The following is a 20,990-nucleotide window of genomic DNA, read 5'->3' on the forward strand; positions in this document are numbered from 1 at the left end:
CTTACATGAACAACGCCCTGAACCAGTTGCAGCCCTACCCGTTCGAGAAACTGCGCGCCTTGCTGGGCAGCGTCACGCCGAACCCGGACAAGCGCCCGATTGCGTTGTCCATCGGCGAGCCCAAGCACAAGTCCCCGGAATTCGTGGCCAAGTCCCTGGCTGACAACCTCGACCAGATGGCGGTCTACCCGACCACCCTGGGCATCCCGGCCCTGCGCGAGGCCATCGGCGCGTGGTGCGAGCGGCGCTTCAACGTGCCCAAGGGCTGGCTGGACCCGGCGCGCAATATCCTGCCGGTAAACGGTACCCGTGAAGCGCTGTTCGCCTTCACCCAAACCGTGGTCAACCGCGGTGACGACGCCCTGGTGGTCAGCCCGAACCCGTTCTACCAAATCTACGAAGGCGCTGCGTTCCTGGCCGGTGCCAAACCGCACTACCTGCCGTGCCTGGACGCCAACGGTTTCAATCCGGACTTCGATGCCGTGACGCCGGACATCTGGAAGCGCTGCCAGATCCTGTTCCTGTGTTCACCCGGCAACCCGACTGGCGCGTTGATCCCCGTCGAAACCCTGAAAAAACTCATCGCCCTGGCCGACGAATACGACTTCGTCATCGCCGCCGACGAGTGCTACAGCGAACTGTACTTCGACGAACAAACCCCGCCGCCGGGCCTGCTGAGCGCCTGCGTCGAGCTGGGCCGCCAGGACTTCAAACGCTGCGTGGTGTTCCACAGCCTGTCCAAGCGCTCCAACCTGCCGGGCCTGCGTTCCGGTTTCGTGGCCGGCGACGCCGACATTCTCAAGGCCTTCCTGCTGTACCGTACCTACCACGGCTGCGCAATGCCGGTACAAACCCAACTGGCGAGCATTGCCGCCTGGCAGGATGAAGCCCATGTGCAGGCCAACCGCGACCTGTATCGTGAGAAATTCGATGCCGTGCTGGCGATTCTCAAGCCGGTGCTGGACGTGCAAAGTCCGGATGGCGGTTTCTACCTGTGGCCGAACGTGAACGGCGACGATGCCGCATTCTGCCGTGACTTGTTCATGGAAGAACATGTGACCGTAGTACCGGGCTCCTACCTTTCACGCGAAGTGCAAGGCTTCAACCCCGGCGCCGGCCGTGTGCGCATGGCGCTGGTTGCGCCGTTGGTGGAGTGTGTGGAAGCCGCCGAGCGGATTCGCGCGTTCATCCAGCGTCGACGCTAAGCGCTTTCTGGGTCATTTCACATGGCCCAGGTTCGCCTCACTCATATCCAGATCCGCCAATACTTCCCTCAACACGTCATCACCTATCTGGTGATGGCGGCTCAAGCTGTACAACTCCAAACGCTGTGCCCGCAAGGCCTTGAGCCGCAACTTGCGTTCCAGCAAGTCCATCTGCTGCGCCAACGCCTGGGCTTCGGCTGAGTCATTGAAAACCTCCAACTGGTGGCGATATTCCGACATCAGCCGCGCCTTGAGTTCCGTAGCCAGTGCCGCCTGGGCAGCGTCGGGAGCCGCGGCTTCTGTCGGCTCCTCGGCTTCCAGGGCATGAATCGCCGCCACGGCGGTCTTCTTCCAAGCCTCACGCACTTCGCGATGGCGCTTTTCATCGGGACTCTGCTCGATGCCGCGCAGCAGCAACGGCAAGGCAATGCAGGCAGCGACCAATGAGAGCAGGATCACGCCGGCGGCGATAAAGATCAGCAGGTCACGCTCAGGGAAGTCTTGCCCCGGCGCCAGCAGTAAAGGCACCGACATCACACCGGCCAAGGTCACCGCACCGCGTACCCCACCGACGGTCAGCAACCAGCAGGAGCGGGCTGTAGGTACCAGGGTCAGTTCACTTTTCCCACGCAACCTGCGCAACAAGCCCGACAACCGCCAGATGCTCTGCACCCAGATGAATCGCAGGATCACCAGCACCAGAAAGATCGCGACCACATCCAGGCAGCGATACAGCAACGTCGGCCATAGCGTCGGTTCATGGCTCACCACCGCCTTGATGATGTCCGGCAATTGCAGACCCAGCAGCAGGAAGATCAAACCGTTGAAGGCAAATTCCAGCAGCGACCAGACACTGCGATTGAGCAAGCGGGTGCTGGTCTGGCGCGGCAACAGGTCGAGCCAGCTTTGCATCATGCCCGCCGCCACCGCCGACAAAATGCCCGACGCGCCTAGCCGCTCGGCCAGCACATAAGCTGCAAATGGCAGCAGCAACATGAACACCACGTGGGTGGCCGGGTCATCCCAGCCTCGCGCGATCATCCAGGCGCGCAGGCGCCCCACCAGCCAGCTCAACGCCACACCAATCGCCAGGCCACCCAAGGCCACCAGAACGAACGTCAGGCTGGCATCCGCCAGGGAAAACACCCCCGTCAATGCCGCCGCCAGGGCGAATTTGAACGTCACCAGACCCGAAGCATCATTCATCAAGGCTTCGCCCTGCAGCATGTGCATCAGCGGCTTGGGTAAACGGTTCTGGGAAATGGCCGACACCGCCACGGCATCCGTCGGCGACAATACGGCCGCCAGGGCAAAGGCCACCGGCAGCGGGATCGAAGGCAATAGCCAATGAATAAAGTATCCGGCACCCACCACGGTGAATAGCACCAGCCCCACCGCCAACGTGAGGATCGGGCCACGCAGCCGCCACAACTCACGCTTGGGCATGCGCCAGCCATCGGAGAACAACAACGGTGGCAGGAACAGAAACAGGAACAGCTCCGGGTCCAGTGCCACGTGCAACCCCAGCGTAGGCCAGGCCAGCAGGGCTCCGGCGGCAATCTGCACCAAGGGTAACGGCAGGGGAATGACACGCCCGACAAGACGCGAAACGCTGACCAGCATCAGCAGGATAAGAACGGTGTAGGCGGTTTGCATAACGCGGGGTTCCCGGACAATCGACTTGCAACGACACACATCAGGCAACAACTGGCCGTTGAAGTGCCATATTACCCCGCTATGGTACGCACCTATGCCGTCACCGGCATTTGCCCATAAGTCGCACGTCAGCACGACGAGGGGCACCAGAGGCCGCTGGTCGTGGCATAATCCGTGACCTTCCGTTTTCACACGCTCAAAGGGGGCAATTCCTTGACCGTTTCAAGCAAAACGTTGCACCTTTTCGGCATCAAAGCCTGCGACACCATGAAAAAAGCGCGCACCTGGCTCGACGAGCACGGGGTGAGCTATGAGTTCCACGACTACAAAACGGCCGGTATCGACCGCGAACACTTGACCCAATGGTGCAACGAGCACGGTTGGCAGGTGGTTTTGAACCGTGCGGGCACCACCTTTCGCAAACTCGAAGACGAATGCAAAGCCGATCTCGATCAGTCGAAAGCCATTGAATTGATGCTCGCGCAACCCTCGATGATCAAGCGCCCGGTGCTGGATCTCGGAGACAGAACCCTGATTGGCTTCAAGCCAGATAGTTATTCGGCGGCCCTGAAGTAGGCCAGCCCTTCCATTTTTGTAGAGGTAACAGCATGTCCAATTCCCTGTTCAGCCTGGGCTTCGGCGTCGGCACTCAAAACCGTCAAGGCGCCTGGCTGGAAGTGTTTTACGCACAGCCACTGCTCAATCCATCGGCCGAAATCGTCGCCGCCATCAAACCGATCCTGGGTTACACCGGCGGCAACCAGGCGATCAGCTTCACCATCAGCCAAGCGCTGCAACTGGCCGATGCACTGAAGAATGTCGATGCGACCCAAGCTGCGCTGCTCAACCGCCTGGCGGAAAGCCACACTCCGCTGGTTGCCACCCTGCTGGCCGAAGACGCTGCGCTGACCTCCACGCCTGAGGCATACCTCAAGCTGCACCTGCTGTCCCACCGTCTGGTCAAGCCGCATGGCCTGAGCCTGGCCGGCGTGTTCCCACAGCTGCCGAACGTGGCCTGGACCAGCCAGGGCGCCATCGACATCAACGAGCTGGCCGAACGCCAACTGGAAGCGCGCCTGCGTGGCGAACTGCTGGAAGTGTTCTCGGTGGACAAGTTCCCGAAAATGACCGACTACGTGGTGCCGAGCGGCGTACGTATCGCTGACGCGGCACGCCTGCGCCTGGGCGCCTACGTGGGCGAAGGCACCACCGTGATGCACGAAGGTTTCGTCAACTTCAACGCCGGCACCGAAGGCCCGGGCATGATCGAAGGTCGCGTCTCGGCAGGCGTGTTCGTCGGCAAAGGCTCGGACCTGGGCGGCGGTTGCTCGACCATGGGCACCCTGTCGGGTGGCGGCAACATCGTGATCAAGGTCGGCGAAGGCTGCCTGATCGGTGCCAACGCCGGTATCGGCATCCCGTTGGGCGACCGCAACACCGTGGAGTCGGGCCTCTACGTGACCGCCGGGACCAAGGTTGCCCTGCTGGACGAGCACAACCAACTGGTCAAGGTGGTCAAGGCTCGCGAGCTGGCCGGCCAGCCGGACCTGTTGTTCCGTCGCAACTCCGAGACCGGTGCCGTGGAGTGCAAAACCCACAAATCGGCCATCGAACTGAACGAAGCGCTGCACGCTCACAACTAAGCAGCCACTCGATGCCACTAGCGGGCCGCGCCTTCGGGTTGCGGCTCGCTTATACGAGTCTTGAACACCATGCTTGTGCCCTCTCCCTGGCGCGCCGATTTCCCGGCCATCGCCACCCTGCAACGGCAAGACCAGACCTATCTGGACAACGCCGCCACCACACAAAAACCCCAGGCCTTGCTGGATGCCATCAGCCATTACTATGCCAACGGCGCAGCCAATGTGCATCGTGCCCAGCATTTGCCCGGCGCCCATGCGACGCAGGCTTTCGAAGACAGCCGCAGCAAAGTCGCACAGTGGTTGAACGCAGGTGACAGCGGGCAAATCGTGTTTACCCATGGCGCGACTGCTGCGCTGAACCTCCTGGCCTACGGCCTGGAGCACTTATTCAATGCGGGCGATGAGATAGTCATCAGCGCCCTGGAACATCACGCCAACCTGCTGCCTTGGCAGCAACTGGCCAAGCGCCGCGCACTCACCCTGGTGGTCCTGCCGCTGGACGATGATGGCGTGATCGACCTGCAAGCCGCCGCCGAACTGATCGGCCCACGCACGCGGCTGCTGGCGGTAAGCCAGCTGTCCAACGTGCTCGGCGCCTGGCAGCCACTGCAAGCCCTGCTGGCACTGGCCAACCCACACGGCGCACTGACCGTGGTGGATGGCGCCCAAGGGATCGTCCATGGCCGTCATGACGTGCAGGCACTGGGCTGCGACTTCTACGTTTTTTCCAGTCACAAGCTGTACGGCCCGGACGGTGTCGGGGTGTTGTTCGGGCGCAATGAAGCCCTGCATCACCTGCGCCACTGGCAGTTTGGCGGCGAGATGGTGCAACAGGCGGACTACCACAGCGCGAGCTTTCGCAGCGCACCGCTGGGGTTTGAAGCCGGCACGCCACCGATTGCCGGTGTGATCGGCCTGGGCGCCAGCCTGGATTACCTGAGTTCGCTGGATCAACCGGCAGTGCTCGCCCATGAGGCCGCGCTGCATGACTATCTGTTGCGCGGGCTGAAAGCGCGAAACGGCGTGCGCGTGCTCGGAGCACCGCAGGTCGCGCTGGTCAGCTTTGTCGTGGACGGCGTGCACAACGCCGACCTGGCGCACCTGCTGACCGAGCAGGGTATTGCCGTGCGCGCCGGGCACCATTGCGCGATGCCGCTGCTCAAGGCGATGCACTTGTCCGGGGCGATCCGTGTATCCCTGGCGCTGTACAACGACTCGGATGACCTGGAGCGCTTTTTTGAAGCGTTGGACCAGGCGCTGGATATGTTGCGATGAGCATGCCGGTGGCAGCGCTGGCTGCGCTGGAAGCCTTTCAGTCGGTGGGCAGTTGGGAACAGCGCGCCCGGATGCTGATGCAATGGGGCGAACGGCTGCCCGCATTGGCAGATGAGGACAAGGTCGAGGCCAACCTGGTGCAGGGCTGTGAGAGCCTGGTGTGGTTGGTGGGACGCTTGGAGCACGGGCATTGGCAATTTGCCGCGATCAGCGATGCGCGCATGATCCGTGGCTTGGTGGCCTTGCTGCTGGTGCGGGTCAATGGCTTGTCGGCGGCAGAGTTGCAAACGGTAGACCTACCCGACTGGTTCAACCAGTTGGGGCTTTCCCGTCAACTTTCACCGTCGCGCAGCAACGGCTTGAATGCGGTGTTGCAACGTATGCGCGAACTTTGTGGGAGGGGGCTTGCTGCTGATTGCTGAGTGTCAGTCACTCGATATATTGGCTGATCCACCGCTATCGGGAGCAAGCCCCCTCCCACACTCAACACTTTTTTAGCAGTGAACGCTAAGTGGGTTTGGTCCGCTCGGAAGGCCGGCGCACCCCGGCCACAATCTTGTCCACTGCCTTGGTCGCCGCCACCATCCCGAACGTGGCCGTGACCATCATCACCGCGCCGAACCCACCGGCGCAGTCCAGCTTGACTCCATCCCCGACGAAGCTCTTCTGCAAACAGATGCTGCCATCCGGCTTGGGATAGCGCAGCTGCTCGGTGGAAAACACGCACGGCACGCTGTAATGGCGGGTCACGGTGCGCGAGAACCCGTAGTCGCGGCGCAAGGTGGAGCGAACCTTGGAGGCCAGCGGATCGTTGAACGTGCGGTTCAAATCGCATACCTGGATCAACGTCGGGTCGATCTGCCCGCCGGCGCCACCGGTGGTGATGATCTGGATCTTGCGGCGCTTGCACCAGGCAATGAGCGCAGCCTTGGCGTTGACGGCGTCGATGCAGTCGATCACGCAGTCGATATCCGGGGTGATGTACTCGGCCATGGTGTCGCGGGTCACGAAGTCGGCCACCGCATGGACCGTGCAGTGCGGGTTGATACCGCGCAGGCGCTCAGCCATTACCTCGACCTTGGGCTTGCCCACGGTGCTGTCCAGGGCATGCAACTGGCGGTTGCTGTTACTCACGCAGACATCGTCCAGGTCAAACAGCGATATTTCGCCCACCCCGCAGCGGGCCATGGCTTCCGCCGCCCAGGAGCCAACGCCGCCCACGCCGACAATGGCCACATGGGCCGCCTTCAAGCGTTCCAGGCCCTCAATGCCATACAAGCGGGCGACGCCTGCAAACCGCGGATCTTCTGTACTCATGACCATTACCCCAAAAACCGGCGCGCATTATGGACTACGCAGCGACAAGTTCGAAGCGACAAGCTACAAGTAAAGAACTTAGGAGGGCTTTCGCTGACTAACGTCCGGCTTTTCTCTGTCCGCTGTACGCTCAGGGAAGTGCCAGTGTAGGATGCGCGCCGTTCGGCGTTGGCCGACACCTCTTTTCGTTCCACAGCCTTTGGAACCCGAAACCGCCATGTCATCGCGTAAATTTGGACTCAACCTGGTGGTAGTGCTGGCAATTGCCGCGCTGTTCACCGGCTTCTGGGCGCTGATCAATCGCCCGGTCACTACCCCCAACTGGCCTGAACAGATCTCCGGGTTCTCTTACTCGCCGTTCCAGCAAGGCCAGTTCCCACAGAAAGACCAGTACCCGACCGACGATCAGATGCGCCAGGATCTGGCGATCATGAGCAAGCTGACGGACAACATCCGTACTTACTCGGTCGACGGCACCTTGGGCGACATCCCCAAACTGGCCGAAGAATTCGGCCTGCGCGTGACGTTGGGGATCTGGATCAGCCCGGACCTTGAGCGTAACGAACGCGAAATCCAGCGCGCCATCGAGATTGCCAACAGCTCGCGCAGTGTCGTGCGCGTAGTGGTCGGTAACGAGGCGTTGTTCCGCGAGGAAATCACCCCGCAAGCACTGATCGTGCTGCTGGACCGGGTGCGCGCCGCCGTGAAAGTGCCGGTGACCACCTCCGAGCAATGGCACATCTGGGAGAAGAACCCGCAACTGGCCAAGCACGTCGACCTGATCGCCGCGCACATCTTGCCGTTCTGGGAATTTATTCCGATGGACAAGGCTGGCCAGTACGTACTCGACCGTGCCCGGGACCTGAAGAAACTGTTCCCGAAAAAGCCGCTGCTGCTGTCGGAGGTTGGCTGGCCGAGTAACGGACGCATGCGCGGTGGCAACGAAACGTCCCCGGCGGACCAGGCCATCTACCTGCGCACCCTGGTGAACAAGCTGAACCGCCAAGGTTACAACTACTTCGTGATCGAGGCCTTCGATCAGCCGTGGAAAGTCAGCGACGAAGGTTCGGCGGGCGCCTATTGGGGCGTTTATAACGCGGCACGCCAGCAGAAATTCAATTTCGAAGGCCCGGTCGTGGCGATCCCGCAATGGCGCGTTCTGGCCATCGGCTCGGTGGTGCTTGCGCTGTTGTCCCTCACCCTGCTGATGATCGACGGCTCGGCCCTGCGCCAGCGTGGCCGTACCTTCCTGACCTTTATCGCGTTCCTGTGCGGTTCGGTGCTGGTATGGATCGGCTACGACTACAGCCAGCAATACAGCACCTGGTTCAGCGTGACCGTCGGTATCTTGCTGGCACTCGGTGCACTCGGCGTGTTTATCGTGTTGCTGACCGAGGCCCACGAACTGGCCGAAGCGGTATGGACCCACAAGCGTCGGCGTGAATTCCTGCCGGTGGAAGGGGATTCGCACTACCGCCCGAAAGTATCGATCCACGTGCCGTGCTACAACGAGCCGCCGGAGATGGTCAAACAGACCCTCGACGCCCTGGCCGCCCTCGATTACCCGGACTACGAAGTCCTGATCATCGACAACAACACCAAGGACCCGGCGGTGTGGGAGCCGGTGCGCGACTACTGCGAAACCCTGGGCCCGCGCTTCAAGTTCTTCCATGTCTCGCCCCTGGCCGGTTTCAAGGGCGGCGCATTGAATTACCTGATCCCGCATACCGCCAAGGATGCCGAAGTGATCGCGGTGATCGACTCGGACTACTGCGTGTCGCCCAACTGGCTCAAGCACATGGTGCCGCACTTCGCCGACCCGAAAATCGCCGTGGTGCAGTCGCCGCAGGATTACCGCGACCAGAACGAAAGCACCTTCAAGAAGCTCTGCTATGCCGAATACAAGGGTTTCTTCCATATCGGCATGGTCACCCGCAACGACCGCGACGCGATTATCCAGCACGGCACCATGACCATGACCCGTCGCTCGGTGCTCGAAGAGCTGGGCTGGGCCGACTGGTGCATCTGTGAAGACGCCGAACTGGGCCTGCGGGTGTTCGAAAAAGGTCTGTCGGCCGCGTACTACCACGACAGCTACGGCAAAGGCTTGATGCCGGATACCTTTATCGACTTCAAGAAACAGCGTTTCCGCTGGGCCTATGGCGCGATCCAGATCATCAAGCGTCACACCGCCAGCCTGTTGCGCGGCAAGGATACCGAGCTGACCCGTGGCCAGCGCTACCACTTCCTCGCGGGCTGGTTGCCGTGGGTGGCGGATGGCATGAACATCTTCTTCACCGTCGGCGCGCTGTTGTGGTCGGCCGCGATGATCATCGTGCCGACGCGGGTCGACCCGCCGTTGCTGATTTTCGCGATCCCGCCGTTGGCGTTGTTCGTGTTCAAGGTCGGCAAGATCATCTTCCTCTACCGCCGTGCGGTAGGCGTGAACCTCAAGGACGCGTTCTGCGCAGCCCTGGCCGGCCTGGCGTTGTCCCATACCATCGCCAAGGCGGTGCTGTATGGTTTCTTCACCAGCAGTATTCCGTTCTTCCGTACACCGAAAAACGCGGATAACCACGGCTTCTGGGTCGCGATCTCGGAAGCCCGTGAAGAGATGTTCATCATGCTGCTGTTGTGGGGCGCGGCGCTGGGGATCTACCTGGTGCAAGGCCTGCCGAGCAATGACATGCGCTTCTGGGTGGTGATGCTGCTGGTGCAATCGCTGCCGTATGTGGCGGCCTTGATCATGGCGTTCCTGTCTTCGTTGCCAAAACCTGCGCCGAAACCGGAACCCGCGCCGGCCGCGTAAAAACTTGCGCAATGCACTAAACGGCGGCCTCTGGCCGCCGTTTTGCTATAAGATAACGGCCGTTTTATGCGCCAGCCTTGCGCCAATGCTTTATGTGGGAGGGGGCTTGCTCCCGATAGCGGTGTACCGGTCAACATAGACAGTGACTGACACCCCTCAATCGGGAGCAAGTCGAATCGTCGCACCGCCCCCCCACACTGAATCGGTGCCGTATTTCACATTCGTTCTGCGCCACGACACGCTTCCGGAGTTTTCCCATGACGGCCCATGCCGACCTTTCGCCGACCCTTCAACTCGCAATCGACCTGATCCGTCGCCCCTCGGTCACGCCGATCGATGCCGACTGCCAGAAGCTGATGATGCAGCGCCTGGGTGACGCCGGTTTCAAGCTTGAGCCGATGCGCATTGAAGACGTGGACAACTTCTGGGCCACCCATGGCAAGCACGACGGCCCGGTGCTGTGTTTTGCCGGTCACACCGATGTGGTGCCAACCGGCCCGGTGCAGGCCTGGCAGAATGACCCGTTCGATGCCCTGATCGACGAAGACGGCATGCTCTGCGGCCGTGGCGCGGCAGACATGAAAGGCAGCCTGGCGGCCATGCTCGTGGCCTCAGAGCGCTTCGTCACCGACTACCCGGACCACAAGGGCTCGGTGGCCTTCCTGATCACCAGCGATGAAGAAGGCCCGGCGCACCACGGCACCAAAGCCGTGATCGAACGTCTGGCGGCCCGCAAGGAACGCCTGGACTGGTGCATCGTCGGCGAACCGTCGAGCACCACCCTGGTGGGCGATGTGGTCAAGAACGGCCGTCGTGGTTCCCTCGGCGCCACCCTGACCGTGCGCGGCGTACAAGGTCACGTGGCTTACCCGCACCTGGCGAAGAACCCGATTCATCTGGCGGCTCCGGCCCTGGCCGAATTGGCTGCCGAGCACTGGGATGACGGCAATGCGTTTTTCCCGCCGACCAGCTTCCAAATTTCCAACCTCAATTCCGGCACCGGTGCCACCAACGTAATCCCAGGTGAGCTGAAGGCGGTGTTCAACTTCCGTTTCTCCACCGAGTCCACCGTCGAAGGCTTGCAACAACGCGTTGCAGCCATCCTCGACAAGCACGCGCTGGACTGGCATGTGGACTGGGCCTTGTCGGGCCTGCCGTTCCTGACCGAACCGGGTGCCCTGCTGGATGCGGTCTCCGCCAGCATCAAGGCGATCACCGGGCGCGACACCCAGGCGTCCACCAGCGGTGGTACATCGGACGGGCGCTTCATTGCAACGCTCGGCACTCAAGTCGTCGAACTCGGCCCGGTCAACGCGACCATTCACCAGGTCAACGAGCGCATCCTGGCCAGTGACCTCGACGTGCTGACCGAAATCTATTACCAGACCCTGATCAAGTTGCTCGCCTGATGCTCGCCTGCCCCATTTGCAGCGCACCGCTCAACGCGGTGGACAACGGCGTGGCCTGCCCGGCCGGGCACCGCTTCGACCGTGCGCGCCAGGGTTACCTGAACCTGCTGCCGGTACAACACAAGAACAGCCGCGACCCGGGCGACAACCTGGCCATGGTCGAGGCGCGCCGCGACTTCCTCAACGCCGGGCACTATGCGCCGGTCGCCAGGCGCCTGGCCGAGTTGGCTGCCGAACGGGCGCCGCAACGCTGGGTCGACATCGGTTGCGGCGAGGGTTACTACACCGCGCAGATCGCCGAAGCCCTGCCGCATGCCGACGGCTACGCGCTGGATATCTCCAAGGAAGCCGTCAAGCGTGCCTGCAAGCGCAACCCGGCGCTGACCTGGTTGATCGCCAGCATGGCCCGCGTGCCGCTGGCGGACGCCAGTTGCCAGTTCCTCGCCAGCGTGTTCAGCCCGTTGGACTGGCAGGAAGCCAAACGTCTGCTCAGCCCTGGCGGCGGCCTGATGAAGGTCGGGCCGACCAGCGGCCACTTGATGGAGCTGCGCGAGCGCCTGTACGACGAAGTGCGCGAGTACACCGACGACAAGCATCTGGCCCTGGTGCCGGACGGTATGAGCCTGGCGCACAGCGAAACACTGACGTTCACCCTGAGCCTGGCCAGGCCCGAAGACCGTGCCAACCTGCTGGCCATGACCCCACACGGCTGGCGCGCCAGCGCCGAGCGCCGCGCACAGGTGATCGAGGCGGCCGAGCCGCTGCGGGTGACGGTGTCAATGCGCTACGATTATTTCGTGCTTCAATAACCGACTTTTTAGTATCCGCGAATGGATTTTTTAAATCCCGCAACGAGGAACATCCATGCGCCAACCTGATATCGAGATTTACCTGAAGGACGCCGACGTCGACCACAAGGCCATTGCCGCCTGGCTGGGCGCAGCCCTGGGCCCGTGCACCGACTGGGTCCAGAAGGGTCAGACCTACAAGTGCAAAGCCGGCACCGTACCCGTGACCTGGCTGCCCAAAGCCGTGGGCAAATGGAACAGCCTGTACCTGGAAAGCGACCAGACGCCCTGGGACGACGACATCGCCTGCGCCCGCGCAGCCTTTGCCGCGCTGAACGTGGAAGTGCGTTGTGCACCGGGCACCTGGGTTGAGGAAGAAGGTGAGGAAAGCGCCGACACCTGGATTCGCATCAGCGCGGACGGTGAAGAGCAGATCACCTGGAAAACGGCCTGATCCGCCAGTGTGAACCGAATCAAAAAGTGGGAGGGGGCTTGCTCCCGATTGCAGTGGGTCAGTTGCACATTAAGCTGACTGGTCCATCGCTATCGGGAGCAAGCTCCCTCCCACAGTTGTTCAGCGGTGGGCTTAGAGGCCGACCACATCCTCCGCCTGCAAGCCTTTCTCGCCGCTCACGACGGCGTATTCCACCTGCTGGCCTTCAGCCAGGGAGCGGTGGCCTTCACCCCGAATGGCGCGGTAGTGCACAAACACATCCTTGCCGTCTTCGCGTTGGATAAAACCATAGCCCTTGGCATCGTTGAACCACTTCACATTGCCGGTTTCGCGCGTTGTCATCTGTTTTTCTCCCACATGCTTTTTATTGTTGAGTGAGCCGCATTGAACTGCCGAGTATATGGCAGGCTCAAAAAGCTTCAACTCAAGTTTATTTAGCCGCTTTTTGCCGATTTTCGGCGAATACGGCACACTACCCGCCCGAGCATCTGCTCGGTTTTTCCCACTTGAAGCAGCACGCCTATGACCCGCTCCCCGTTCCGCCGTCTGGTGTTTGGCACCTTGCGCCGACTGTTGTACCTCTGGGTTCGCTCGGAGACGATCAACCAGTCGTCCCTAACCCTTAACCTCGACCGCAGCCGGCCAGTGTTCTATGTCCTGCAATCGCCTTCTCTCACCGAATTGGCCGTGGTCGACGCCGAATGCACCAAGGCCGGCCTACCGCGCCCGGTGCTGCCGGTCTCGGTAGGCCCACTGATCGAACCCGCCGCGTTCTTCTACCTCACGCCGGACCCCGACTGGCTCGGCCGCCAGGACAAGCGAGGCGCACCGCCGACCCTGACCCGGCTGGTCGATACCCTGAGCGAACGCGCCGAGGAAGATGCACAAATCATTCCGGTCAGCGTGTTCTGGGGCCAATCGCCCGAGAGCGAGTCCAGCCCGTGGAAGCTGCTGTTTGCCGACAGTTGGGCCGTCACCGGGCGTCTGCGCCGGCTGCTGAGCATCCTGATCCTCGGTCGCAAGACCCGTGTGCAATTCTCTGCGCCAATTAACCTGCGTGAATTGATCGAGCACAATAAAGGTCACGAACGCACCGTACGCATGGCTCAACGCATCCTGCGTGTGCACTTTCGTAACCTGAAGACCGCCGTGATCGGCCCCGATCTGTCCCACCGCCGTAACCTGGTGAAGGGTTTGGTCAATATGCCGCTGGTGCGCCAAGCCATTGCGGAAGAAGCCGAGCGGGAAAAAATAGCCCCGGAAAAAGCCAAGGCACTGGCCCTGCGCTATGGCAACGAAATCGCCTCGGACTACACCTACACCGCGATCCGCTTCCTGGAAGTGGTGCTCAGTTGGTTCTGGAACAAAATCTACGATGGCATCAAGGTCAACAACATCGAAGGCGTGCAAAAGGTTGCCCAGGGCTACGAGGTCATCTACGTGCCTTGCCACCGCAGCCATATCGACTATCTGCTGCTGTCGTACCTGCTGTTCAAGAACGGCCTGACCCCGCCGCATATCGCCGCCGGCATCAACCTGAACATGCCGGTGATCGGCAGCCTGCTGCGCCGTGGCGGTGCGTTTTTCATGCGCCGCACCTTCAAGGGCAACCCGCTGTACACCGCCGTGTTCAACGAGTACCTGCATACCTTGTTTACCAAAGGCTTCCCGGTGGAATACTTCGTCGAAGGTGGTCGTTCACGTACGGGGCGCATGCTGCAACCGAAAACCGGGATGCTGGCGATCACCCTGCGCAGTTTCTTGCGTTCATCACGCACGCCGATCGTCTTCGTACCGGTGTACATCGGCTACGAACGTGTGCTCGAAGGCCGTACTTACCTGGGCGAACTGCGTGGGGCGAGCAAGAAAAAAGAGTCGATCTTCGATATTTTCAAAGTCGTCGGCGCGCTCAAGCAGCGTTTCGGCCAGGTCGCGGTCAACTTCGGCGAGCCGATCAAATTGGCCGAGTTCCTCGACGGCGAGCAACCGGACTGGCGCGCCCAGGAACTGGGCCCGAACTACAAACCGGCATGGCTCAATGAAACCACGCACCGCCTAGGTGAACAGGTGGCGCGCCACTTGAACGAAGCTGCGGCGGTGAATCCGGTGAACCTGGTGGCCCTGGCACTGCTGTCCACCACGCGCCTGGCCCTGGATGAACAGGCCATGGCGCGCCAACTGGACCTGTACCTGGCGTTGCTGCGCAGCGTGCCCTACTCGCCCCACACCACCCTGCCCGAGGGCAACGGCCTGGCATTGATCAAGCACGTCAAGGACATGGCCCTGTTGTCGGAGCAGAGCGACGCCCTGGGCAAGATCCTGTATCTGGACGAACAGAACGCCGTCCTGATGACCTACTACCGCAATAACGTGCTGCACATCTTCGCCCTGCCGGCATTGCTGGCCAGCTTCTTCCAGAGCAGCTCGCGGATGAGCCGCGAACAGATCCTGCGCTACACCCGCGCGCTCTATCCGTACCTGCAATCGGAGCTGTTTATCCGCTGGTCACTGGAAGAGCTGGACGCCGTCGTCGATCAATGGCTGCTAGCGTTTGTGGAACAGGGCCTGCTGCGCTTCGAGAACGCCGTCTACCTGCGCCCGGCCCCGAGTTCACGGCACTTTGTGCTGCTGACACTGCTGTCCAAAAGCATTGCCCAGACCCTGCAGCGCTTCTACATGGCCATCTCGCTGCTGCTCAACAGCGGCCAGAACAGCATCAGCGCCGAAGAACTGGAAGACCTGTGCACGATCATGGCCCAGCGCCTGTCGATCCTGCATGGCCTGAACGCTCCGGAATTCTTCGACAAAAGCCTTTTCCGACATTTCATCCAGACATTGCTGGAGCAAGATGTGCTGCGCCGTGATGAGGCAGGCAAGTTGAGTTACCACGACCTGCTCGGTGAGTTGGCCGAAGGCGCGGCGAAACGCGTGCTGCCGGCAGACATTCGCCTGTCGATCCGGCAAGTGGCCCTGCATCGGGTTGACGGCGCGGCCGAGGCATCCGTCGACACGCCAGAAACCCGCTAGATTGAATCAGGCGCCGGGCGGTTTCCGGCGCCGTTGAAAAAGGAGCTGCACCATGAAAAAAATCATCCTCCTGGGCCTCACCGCCCTGCTCGGAGCCTGCCAGTCCATGACCCCAGCCCCCAAGGCCAGCCTCGACGGCGAAGTGTTCTACCTGCAACGCATTGCCTTGCCGCCTGCGGCCACCTTGAGCGTGAGCCTGCAAGACGTGTCCCTGATGGACGCCCCGGCCGTGACGCTCGCCGAACAGAAAGGCCCGGTCAAAGGCCAGGTCCCGCTGCCCTTTCACCTGAGCTACGACCCTGCGCAAGTCAAGCCGGGCCACAGTTACTCGGTCAGCGCTCGCATCGAACTGGAGGGCAAGCTACTGTTTGTCACCACCGAACGGCACGCCGTACAGCTCGACGGCCAGGCTCAACCGCCGCTGCGCCTGCGTGTTGATGCCGTCGCCCACTGATTCACGAACTCAAGGAAGCGCCCATGCTCCGTAACTCCCTTCGCCTTACCGCCCTGTGTGCCGGCCTGCTGCTCGGTGCCAACGCCATGGCCCTGGACCTTGGCAGCCTGTCCCAGGGCGATGCCAACGGCGGCCTCAAGGACGCACTGACCCAGGGTGCACAGATCGCCGTGAAACAACTGGGCGTACCCGGTGGTTTCAGCAACAACCCTGAAGTCAGGATCGGCCTGCCCGGCAAGCTCGGCAAAGTCGCCGATAAGCTGAAGATGTTCGGCATGGGTGATCAGGTCACGCAACTGGAAACCAGCATGAACAAGGCGGCAGAAACCGCCGTGACCCAGGCGCAGCCGATCCTGGTCAATGCGGTGAAGAACATGAGCGTGACCGACGCCAAAGGCATCCTCACCGGCGGCCAGGATTCGGCGACTCAGTACCTGAACAAAAGCAGCCGTGACCAGATCCGTGCCAAGTTCCTGCCGATCGTCAAGGCCGCCACCGACAAGGTGGGCGTGGCCCAACAGTACAACGCCCTGGCCGGCAAGGCCGCGACCTTCGGCGCGCTCGATGCCAAGAATGCCAACGTTGAAAACTACGTGACCGAGCAGGCGCTGGACGGGCTGTTCAAGATGATTGCGCAGCAGGAAGAAACCATTCGCAAGAACCCGGCGGCAGCGGCCACCAGTTTGGCGAAGAAGGTGTTCGGCGCGCTGTAACGTCCCCCTGGCTGCGCCCAGGCCGTTCCAACCGGCTGGGCGCAACTACCTTCAGCTACGCAAGCAGGTCAGGCATCCTTCCTGACTCGAAACCAAGCCGCGTAAAGGGCCGGCAGAAACAACAGTGTCAACGCCGTCGCCACTATCAACCCGCCCATGATCGCCACGGCCATTGGCCCGAAGAACACGCTGCGCGATAGCGGGATCATCGCCAGGACTGCCGCCAGCGCAGTCAGTACAATCGGGCGGAAGCGTCGCACGGTAGCTTCGATGATCGCCTGCCACGGCGCGAGACCCGCCTTGATGTCCTGTTCGATCTGGTCCACCAGGATCACCGAGTTACGCATGATCATCCCTGACAGCGCGATGGTGCCCAGCATGGCCACGAAGCCGAAGGGCTGGCGGAACACCAGCAGGAACAACGTCACGCCGATCAAGCCCAGTGGCGCCGTCAGAAACACCATGGCAGTGCGTGAGAAACTGCGCAGCTGCAACATCAGCAAGGTCAGTACCACCACGATGAACAACGGCACGCCGGCCTTCACCGAGTTCTGGCCACGGGCGGAGTCTTCGACGGTGCCGCCCACTTCGAGCAGGTAACCATCCGGCAGTTCGGCACGCACACCCTCAAGAGTCGGCAGGATTTGCTGGACCAGGGTCGCCGGTTGTTCCTTGCCATAGATGTCGGCACGGATAGTCACGGTCGGCAGGCGGTTGCGGTGCCAGATGACGCCCTCTTCAAAGCCATATTCAAGGGTGGCGATCTGCGACAATGCTACGCTTTTGCCGTTGTCGGTCGGCACCGCCAGGCTGGGCAGCAACGACAGTTCGGTGCGTTCATGCACGGTGCCGCGCAGGAGGATTTCGATCAACTCGTTGTCCTCACGGTACTGGCTGACGGTGGAACCAGTCAGCGAACTCTGCAGGAACTTCGACAAGTTGGCGGTGCTGACACCGAGCGCACGGGCGCGGTCCTGATCGATGTTGAGGTAGACGATCTTGCTTGGCTCTTCCCAGTCCAGGTGCACATTGACCACGTGGGTGTTTTCGCGAACCTTGACGGCGACTTTGCGCGCCAGGGCACGCACTTCTTCGATGTGCTCGCCCGTCACGCGAAACTGGACCGGGTACCCCACGGGCGGGCCGTTCTCCAGGCGTGTGACCCGCGAACGCAGCTCTGGGAATTGTTCGTTGAGGGTTTCGATCAGCCAGGTGCGCAGGGTTTCACGTTCTTCAATGGTGTTGGCCAACACCACAAATTGCGCAAAGCTGGCCGCCGGCAATTGCTGGTCCAGCGGCAGGTAGAAACGCGGCGAACCGGTGCCGATATAGGCCACATAGTTGTCGATGCCGGCGTGGTCCTTGAGCAAGGCTTCCAGGCGTTTGACCTGGTCGGCCGTGTTGCTCAGGGACGCGCCTTCGGCCAGTTTCAAGTCGACCATCAGCTCCAGGCGCCCCGAAGCCGGAAAGAACTGCTGCGGCACGAAGCGGAACAACGCAACCGAGCCGATAAACAGCAGCAAGGTCAGGACGATCACGGTTTTGCGCCGACGCACACACCACTCAACCAGACCTCTTACGCGTTGGTAGAAGGGTGTGCCGTAGGGATCAGGGCCATCGGCGCCGTGTTTGGCTGCGTGAATCTTTGCCAGGTCCGGCAGGAGCTTTTCCCCCAGGTACGGCACAAACACCACGGCGGCGACCCATGACGCCAACAGTGCGATGGTCACCACCTGGAAGATCGAGCGGGTGTATTCGCCAGTACTCGATTGCGCAGTGGCAATCGGCAGGAAGCCCGCCGCCGTGATCAACGTCCCCGTAAGCATCGGAAACGCCGTGCTGGTCCAGGCAAAGCTCGCCGCCTTGAGCCGGTCGTAGCCCTGCTCCATTTTGATCGCCATCATTTCCACGGCGATGATCGCGTCGTCCACCAGCAAGCCCAGCGCCAGTACCAGAGCGCCAAGGGAGATCTTGTGCAGGCCGATGCCGAGGTAATACATGGTGGCAAAGGTCATCGCCAACACCAGCGGAATCGCCAGGGCCACCACCATGCCGGTGCGCAGGCCAAGGGAGAAAAAGCTCACCAGCAATACAATGGCCAATGCCTCGGCCAACACCTGGACGAATTCGCCGACGCTGGTTTTTACCGCCGCCGGCTGGTCCGACACCTTGCGCAGTTCCATACCCGCGGGAAGATTCTTCTGCAGGCGTGCGAACTCCCCTTCGAGGGCCTTGCCCAGTACCAGAATGTCGCCGCCGTCACGCATGGCCACGGCCAGGCCGATCGCGTCGGCGCCCATGTAGCGCATACGCGGCGCCGGTGGATCGTTGAAGCCACGGTGGATGTCGGCCACGTCACCAATACGGAAGGTACGGTCACCGACGCGAATCGGAAAGTTGCGAATCTCCTCCACGGTCTTGAAGTTGCCTGACACCCGCAGCTGTACGCGCTCGGTCGGGGTTTCAAAGAAGCCCGCCGTGGAGACCGCATTCTGCTCCTGCAAGGCTTGCTGCACGGCCGCCAAGGGCAGGCCGAGGGTGGCGAGCTTGAGGTTGGACAGCTCGATCCAGATTTTCTCGTCCTGCAGGCCCAGCAGCTCGACCTTGCCCACATCCGGCACGCGTTGCAGTTGAATCTGGATACGGTCGGCGTAGTCCTTGAGCACGGCATAGTCGAAGCCGTCGCCGGTCAGCGCATAGATGTTGCCGAAGGTGGTACCGAATTCATCGTTGAAAAACGGCCCCTGGATATCCGGCGGCAACGTCTGGCGAATGTCGCTGATCTTCTTGCGCACCTGGTACCACAACTCCGGAATCTGCGCGGAGTGCATCGAGTCGCGGGCCATAAAGGTGACCTGGGACTCGCCGGGGCGCGAGAACGAGACAATGCGCTCATAGTCGCCGGTCTCCATCAGTTTTTTCTCGATGCGCTCGGTGACCTGCCGCGAAACCTCCTGGGCCGTGGCCCCGGGCCAGTTGGTCTTGATCACCATGGCCTTGAAGGTAAACGGCGGGTCTTCGCTTTGCCCCAGTTTGGTGTAGGACAGGGTGCCGACCACCGCCAGCAGGATCATCAGGAACAGTACGATCTGGCGATTACGCAACGCCCATTCGGAAAGATTGAAACCCATCGGGGACTACTCCTTGGTCGCCAGATTCACAACGCGGTTGGAGCGGTCCACCGGGCGCACTTGCTGGCCCTCATGGAGCACATGCACGCCCGCCGCAATCACCCAATCGGTGGGCGCCAGGCCTTCCAGCACCGGTACGGTTTTTTCGCCGAAGGCACCGATGCGCACCGGAGTACGCTTAAGGGTGTTGTCGGGTTGCACGCGCCAGACGTAGGAGGCGCCATTCTCTGCACTGAGGGCCGACAACGGCACCGACAGCGCGACCGCGCCCTCGGCCTGGATGAAAACGCGAGCGCTCTGGCCCAGTTCGGCCGGGACTTTGCCGCCGGTGAAGGCAACACGGGCGGCGAAGGTCCGCGACTTGGGGTCTGCAGCGGGGGACAGTTCACGGATATGCCCGGTGAAGCGTTGGTCCGGCTGGCTCCACAATTCGACCGACACCGGCTGACCGATCTTGAACCGGCCAAAGCCTTGTTCAGGCAGGCTGATCAACACTTCGCGCTCGCCATCGGTGGCCAGGGTGAACACGGTCTGGCCGGCTGACACCACTTGCCCGACTTCCACTGCACGCTTGGCGACCACACCGTCCTGCGGCGCGCGCAACACGGCGTAACCGGCCTGGTTACTGGACACGTCGAACTCGGCCTTGATCTGCTTGAGGCGCGCCTCACCGGATCGGTAGAGGTTTTCGGCATTGTCGTACTGGGAGCGGCTGACCATCTGACGATCCATCAGGGTCTTGTAGCGATCACGCTCGGCACGCACCAGGCTCAGGTTGGCCTCGGCGGCGGCCACCTGGGCGCGGGTGGCTTCCAGTTGCAGGCGCACGTCCTGGGGGTCGAGTTCGGCCAAGGGTTGATTGGCCTTGACCCGCTCACCCTCCTCCACCAGGCGTTTGCTGACTTTACCGCCGATGCGAAAGGCCAGGTCCGGCTCGTAACGGGCACGCACTTCACCCGGATAACTTTCCATCGCCTGCGCGGATGGCTGTGGTTGCACCACCATGGCCGGGCGGATGGTGGTTTGGGCCGCTTCCTCATGGCCGCAGGCGGCCAACAGGAAGGCCAGGCTGGCAGGCAACGCAAGGGGCAGGAAAGTGCTGCGCATGC

17 protein-coding genes are annotated in these 20,990 nt (G+C 61.8%); 12 read left to right on the plus strand and 5 right to left on the minus strand.

The window, feature by feature from the left end:
- Window positions 1-5 precede the first annotated feature (5 nt).
- Window positions 6-1,205 carry a succinyldiaminopimelate transaminase gene (dapC, locus tag DK870_RS23935; protein ID WP_161549856.1) on the plus strand — a complete coding sequence of 400 codons (1,200 nt, stop codon included), beginning with the start codon at window positions 6-8 and terminating at the stop codon, window positions 1,203-1,205.
- Between the two features lie 12 nt (window positions 1,206-1,217).
- Here dapC and DK870_RS23940 read toward each other — a convergent pair whose 3' ends face one another.
- Window positions 1,218-2,861, minus strand: coding sequence for a Na+/H+ antiporter (locus DK870_RS23940; RefSeq protein WP_161549857.1), 1,644 nt, complete (start codon window positions 2,859-2,861; stop codon window positions 1,218-1,220).
- A gap of 267 nt (window positions 2,862-3,128) precedes the next feature.
- On the opposite strand from DK870_RS23940, the gene DK870_RS23945 reads away from it, so the two are divergent.
- The 4 genes from DK870_RS23945 to DK870_RS23960 all read left to right on the plus strand — a co-directional run bounded on the left by DK870_RS23945 (window position 3,129) and on the right by DK870_RS23960 (window position 6,201).
- Window positions 3,129-3,437, plus strand: a complete 309-nt coding sequence (locus DK870_RS23945) for an arsenate reductase (RefSeq protein ID WP_232965865.1) — start codon at window positions 3,129-3,131, stop codon at window positions 3,435-3,437.
- A gap of 32 nt (window positions 3,438-3,469) precedes the next feature.
- Entirely contained in the window at window positions 3,470-4,504 is a 1,035-nt protein-coding gene (gene dapD / locus DK870_RS23950; protein ID WP_060754031.1) for a 2,3,4,5-tetrahydropyridine-2,6-dicarboxylate N-succinyltransferase, read from the plus strand.
- A 69-nt stretch (window positions 4,505-4,573) separates the two neighbouring features.
- Window positions 4,574-5,779 (plus strand): aminotransferase class V-fold PLP-dependent enzyme, encoded by a 1,206-nt coding sequence (locus DK870_RS23955; RefSeq protein WP_090366399.1) that lies wholly within the window; start codon window positions 4,574-4,576, stop codon window positions 5,777-5,779.
- Complete coding sequence (locus DK870_RS23960; RefSeq protein WP_161549858.1) at window positions 5,776-6,201, plus strand: SufE family protein; 426 nt, start codon at window positions 5,776-5,778, stop codon at window positions 6,199-6,201. The genes DK870_RS23955 and DK870_RS23960 overlap by 4 nt, the downstream gene beginning before the upstream one ends.
- Window positions 6,202-6,286: 85 nt before the next feature.
- On the opposite strand, the gene tcdA is transcribed toward DK870_RS23960, so the two are convergent.
- On the minus strand, window positions 6,287-7,102 hold the full coding sequence (tcdA, locus tag DK870_RS23965; protein WP_081086991.1) for a tRNA cyclic N6-threonylcarbamoyladenosine(37) synthase TcdA: 816 nt from the start codon (window positions 7,100-7,102) through the stop codon (window positions 6,287-6,289).
- Window positions 7,103-7,313: 211 nt separating this feature from the next.
- On the opposite strand from tcdA, the gene DK870_RS23970 reads away from it, so the two are divergent.
- From DK870_RS23970 to DK870_RS23985, 4 genes are all read left to right on the plus strand, one after another.
- Window positions 7,314-9,905, plus strand: coding sequence for a glycosyltransferase (locus tag DK870_RS23970; RefSeq protein ID WP_161549859.1), 2,592 nt, complete (start codon window positions 7,314-7,316; stop codon window positions 9,903-9,905).
- A gap of 257 nt (window positions 9,906-10,162) precedes the next feature.
- A complete protein-coding gene (gene dapE / locus DK870_RS23975) occupies window positions 10,163-11,314 on the plus strand; it encodes a succinyl-diaminopimelate desuccinylase (protein ID WP_161549860.1) in 1,152 nt (383 codons plus the stop codon).
- The gene (locus DK870_RS23980) at window positions 11,314-12,123 is read left to right on the plus strand and encodes a putative RNA methyltransferase (protein WP_161549861.1); all 810 of its coding nucleotides are present in this window, start codon (window positions 11,314-11,316) and stop codon (window positions 12,121-12,123) included. Before dapE ends, DK870_RS23980 begins: the two co-directional genes overlap by 1 nt.
- Window positions 12,124-12,178: 55 nt before the next feature.
- Window positions 12,179-12,556, plus strand: coding sequence for a hypothetical protein (locus DK870_RS23985; protein WP_060754025.1), 378 nt, complete (start codon window positions 12,179-12,181; stop codon window positions 12,554-12,556).
- A 132-nt stretch (window positions 12,557-12,688) separates the two neighbouring features.
- Here DK870_RS23985 and DK870_RS23990 read toward each other — a convergent pair whose 3' ends face one another.
- A complete protein-coding gene (locus tag DK870_RS23990) occupies window positions 12,689-12,898 on the minus strand; it encodes a cold-shock protein (RefSeq protein WP_017844724.1) in 210 nt (69 codons plus the stop codon).
- Between the two features lie 180 nt (window positions 12,899-13,078).
- Between DK870_RS23990 and plsB the strand changes: the two genes are divergently transcribed.
- The 3 genes from plsB to DK870_RS24005 are packed head-to-tail and all read left to right on the plus strand — an operon-like array spanning window position 13,079 to window position 16,750.
- The gene (plsB, locus tag DK870_RS23995; protein ID WP_104995699.1) at window positions 13,079-15,583 is read left to right on the plus strand and encodes a glycerol-3-phosphate 1-O-acyltransferase PlsB; all 2,505 of its coding nucleotides are present in this window, start codon (window positions 13,079-13,081) and stop codon (window positions 15,581-15,583) included.
- A gap of 52 nt (window positions 15,584-15,635) precedes the next feature.
- A complete protein-coding gene (locus DK870_RS24000; RefSeq protein WP_161549862.1) occupies window positions 15,636-16,037 on the plus strand; it encodes a YbaY family lipoprotein in 402 nt (133 codons plus the stop codon).
- A gap of 23 nt (window positions 16,038-16,060) precedes the next feature.
- On the plus strand, window positions 16,061-16,750 hold the full coding sequence (locus DK870_RS24005; protein WP_161549863.1) for a DUF4197 domain-containing protein: 690 nt from the start codon (window positions 16,061-16,063) through the stop codon (window positions 16,748-16,750).
- 68 nt (window positions 16,751-16,818) lie between these two features.
- Here DK870_RS24005 and DK870_RS24010 read toward each other — a convergent pair whose 3' ends face one another.
- The gene (locus DK870_RS24010) at window positions 16,819-19,881 is read right to left on the minus strand and encodes an efflux RND transporter permease subunit (RefSeq protein WP_161549864.1); all 3,063 of its coding nucleotides are present in this window, start codon (window positions 19,879-19,881) and stop codon (window positions 16,819-16,821) included.
- A gap of 6 nt (window positions 19,882-19,887) precedes the next feature.
- Entirely contained in the window at window positions 19,888-20,988 is a 1,101-nt protein-coding gene (locus DK870_RS24015) for an efflux RND transporter periplasmic adaptor subunit (RefSeq protein WP_060754020.1), read from the minus strand.
- Between the last annotated feature and the right edge of the window lie 2 nt (window positions 20,989-20,990).

The sequence above is a fragment of the Pseudomonas sp. Q1 genome, assembly GCF_009935975.1.
Classification (GTDB): domain Bacteria; phylum Pseudomonadota; class Gammaproteobacteria; order Pseudomonadales; family Pseudomonadaceae; genus Aquipseudomonas; species Aquipseudomonas palleroniana.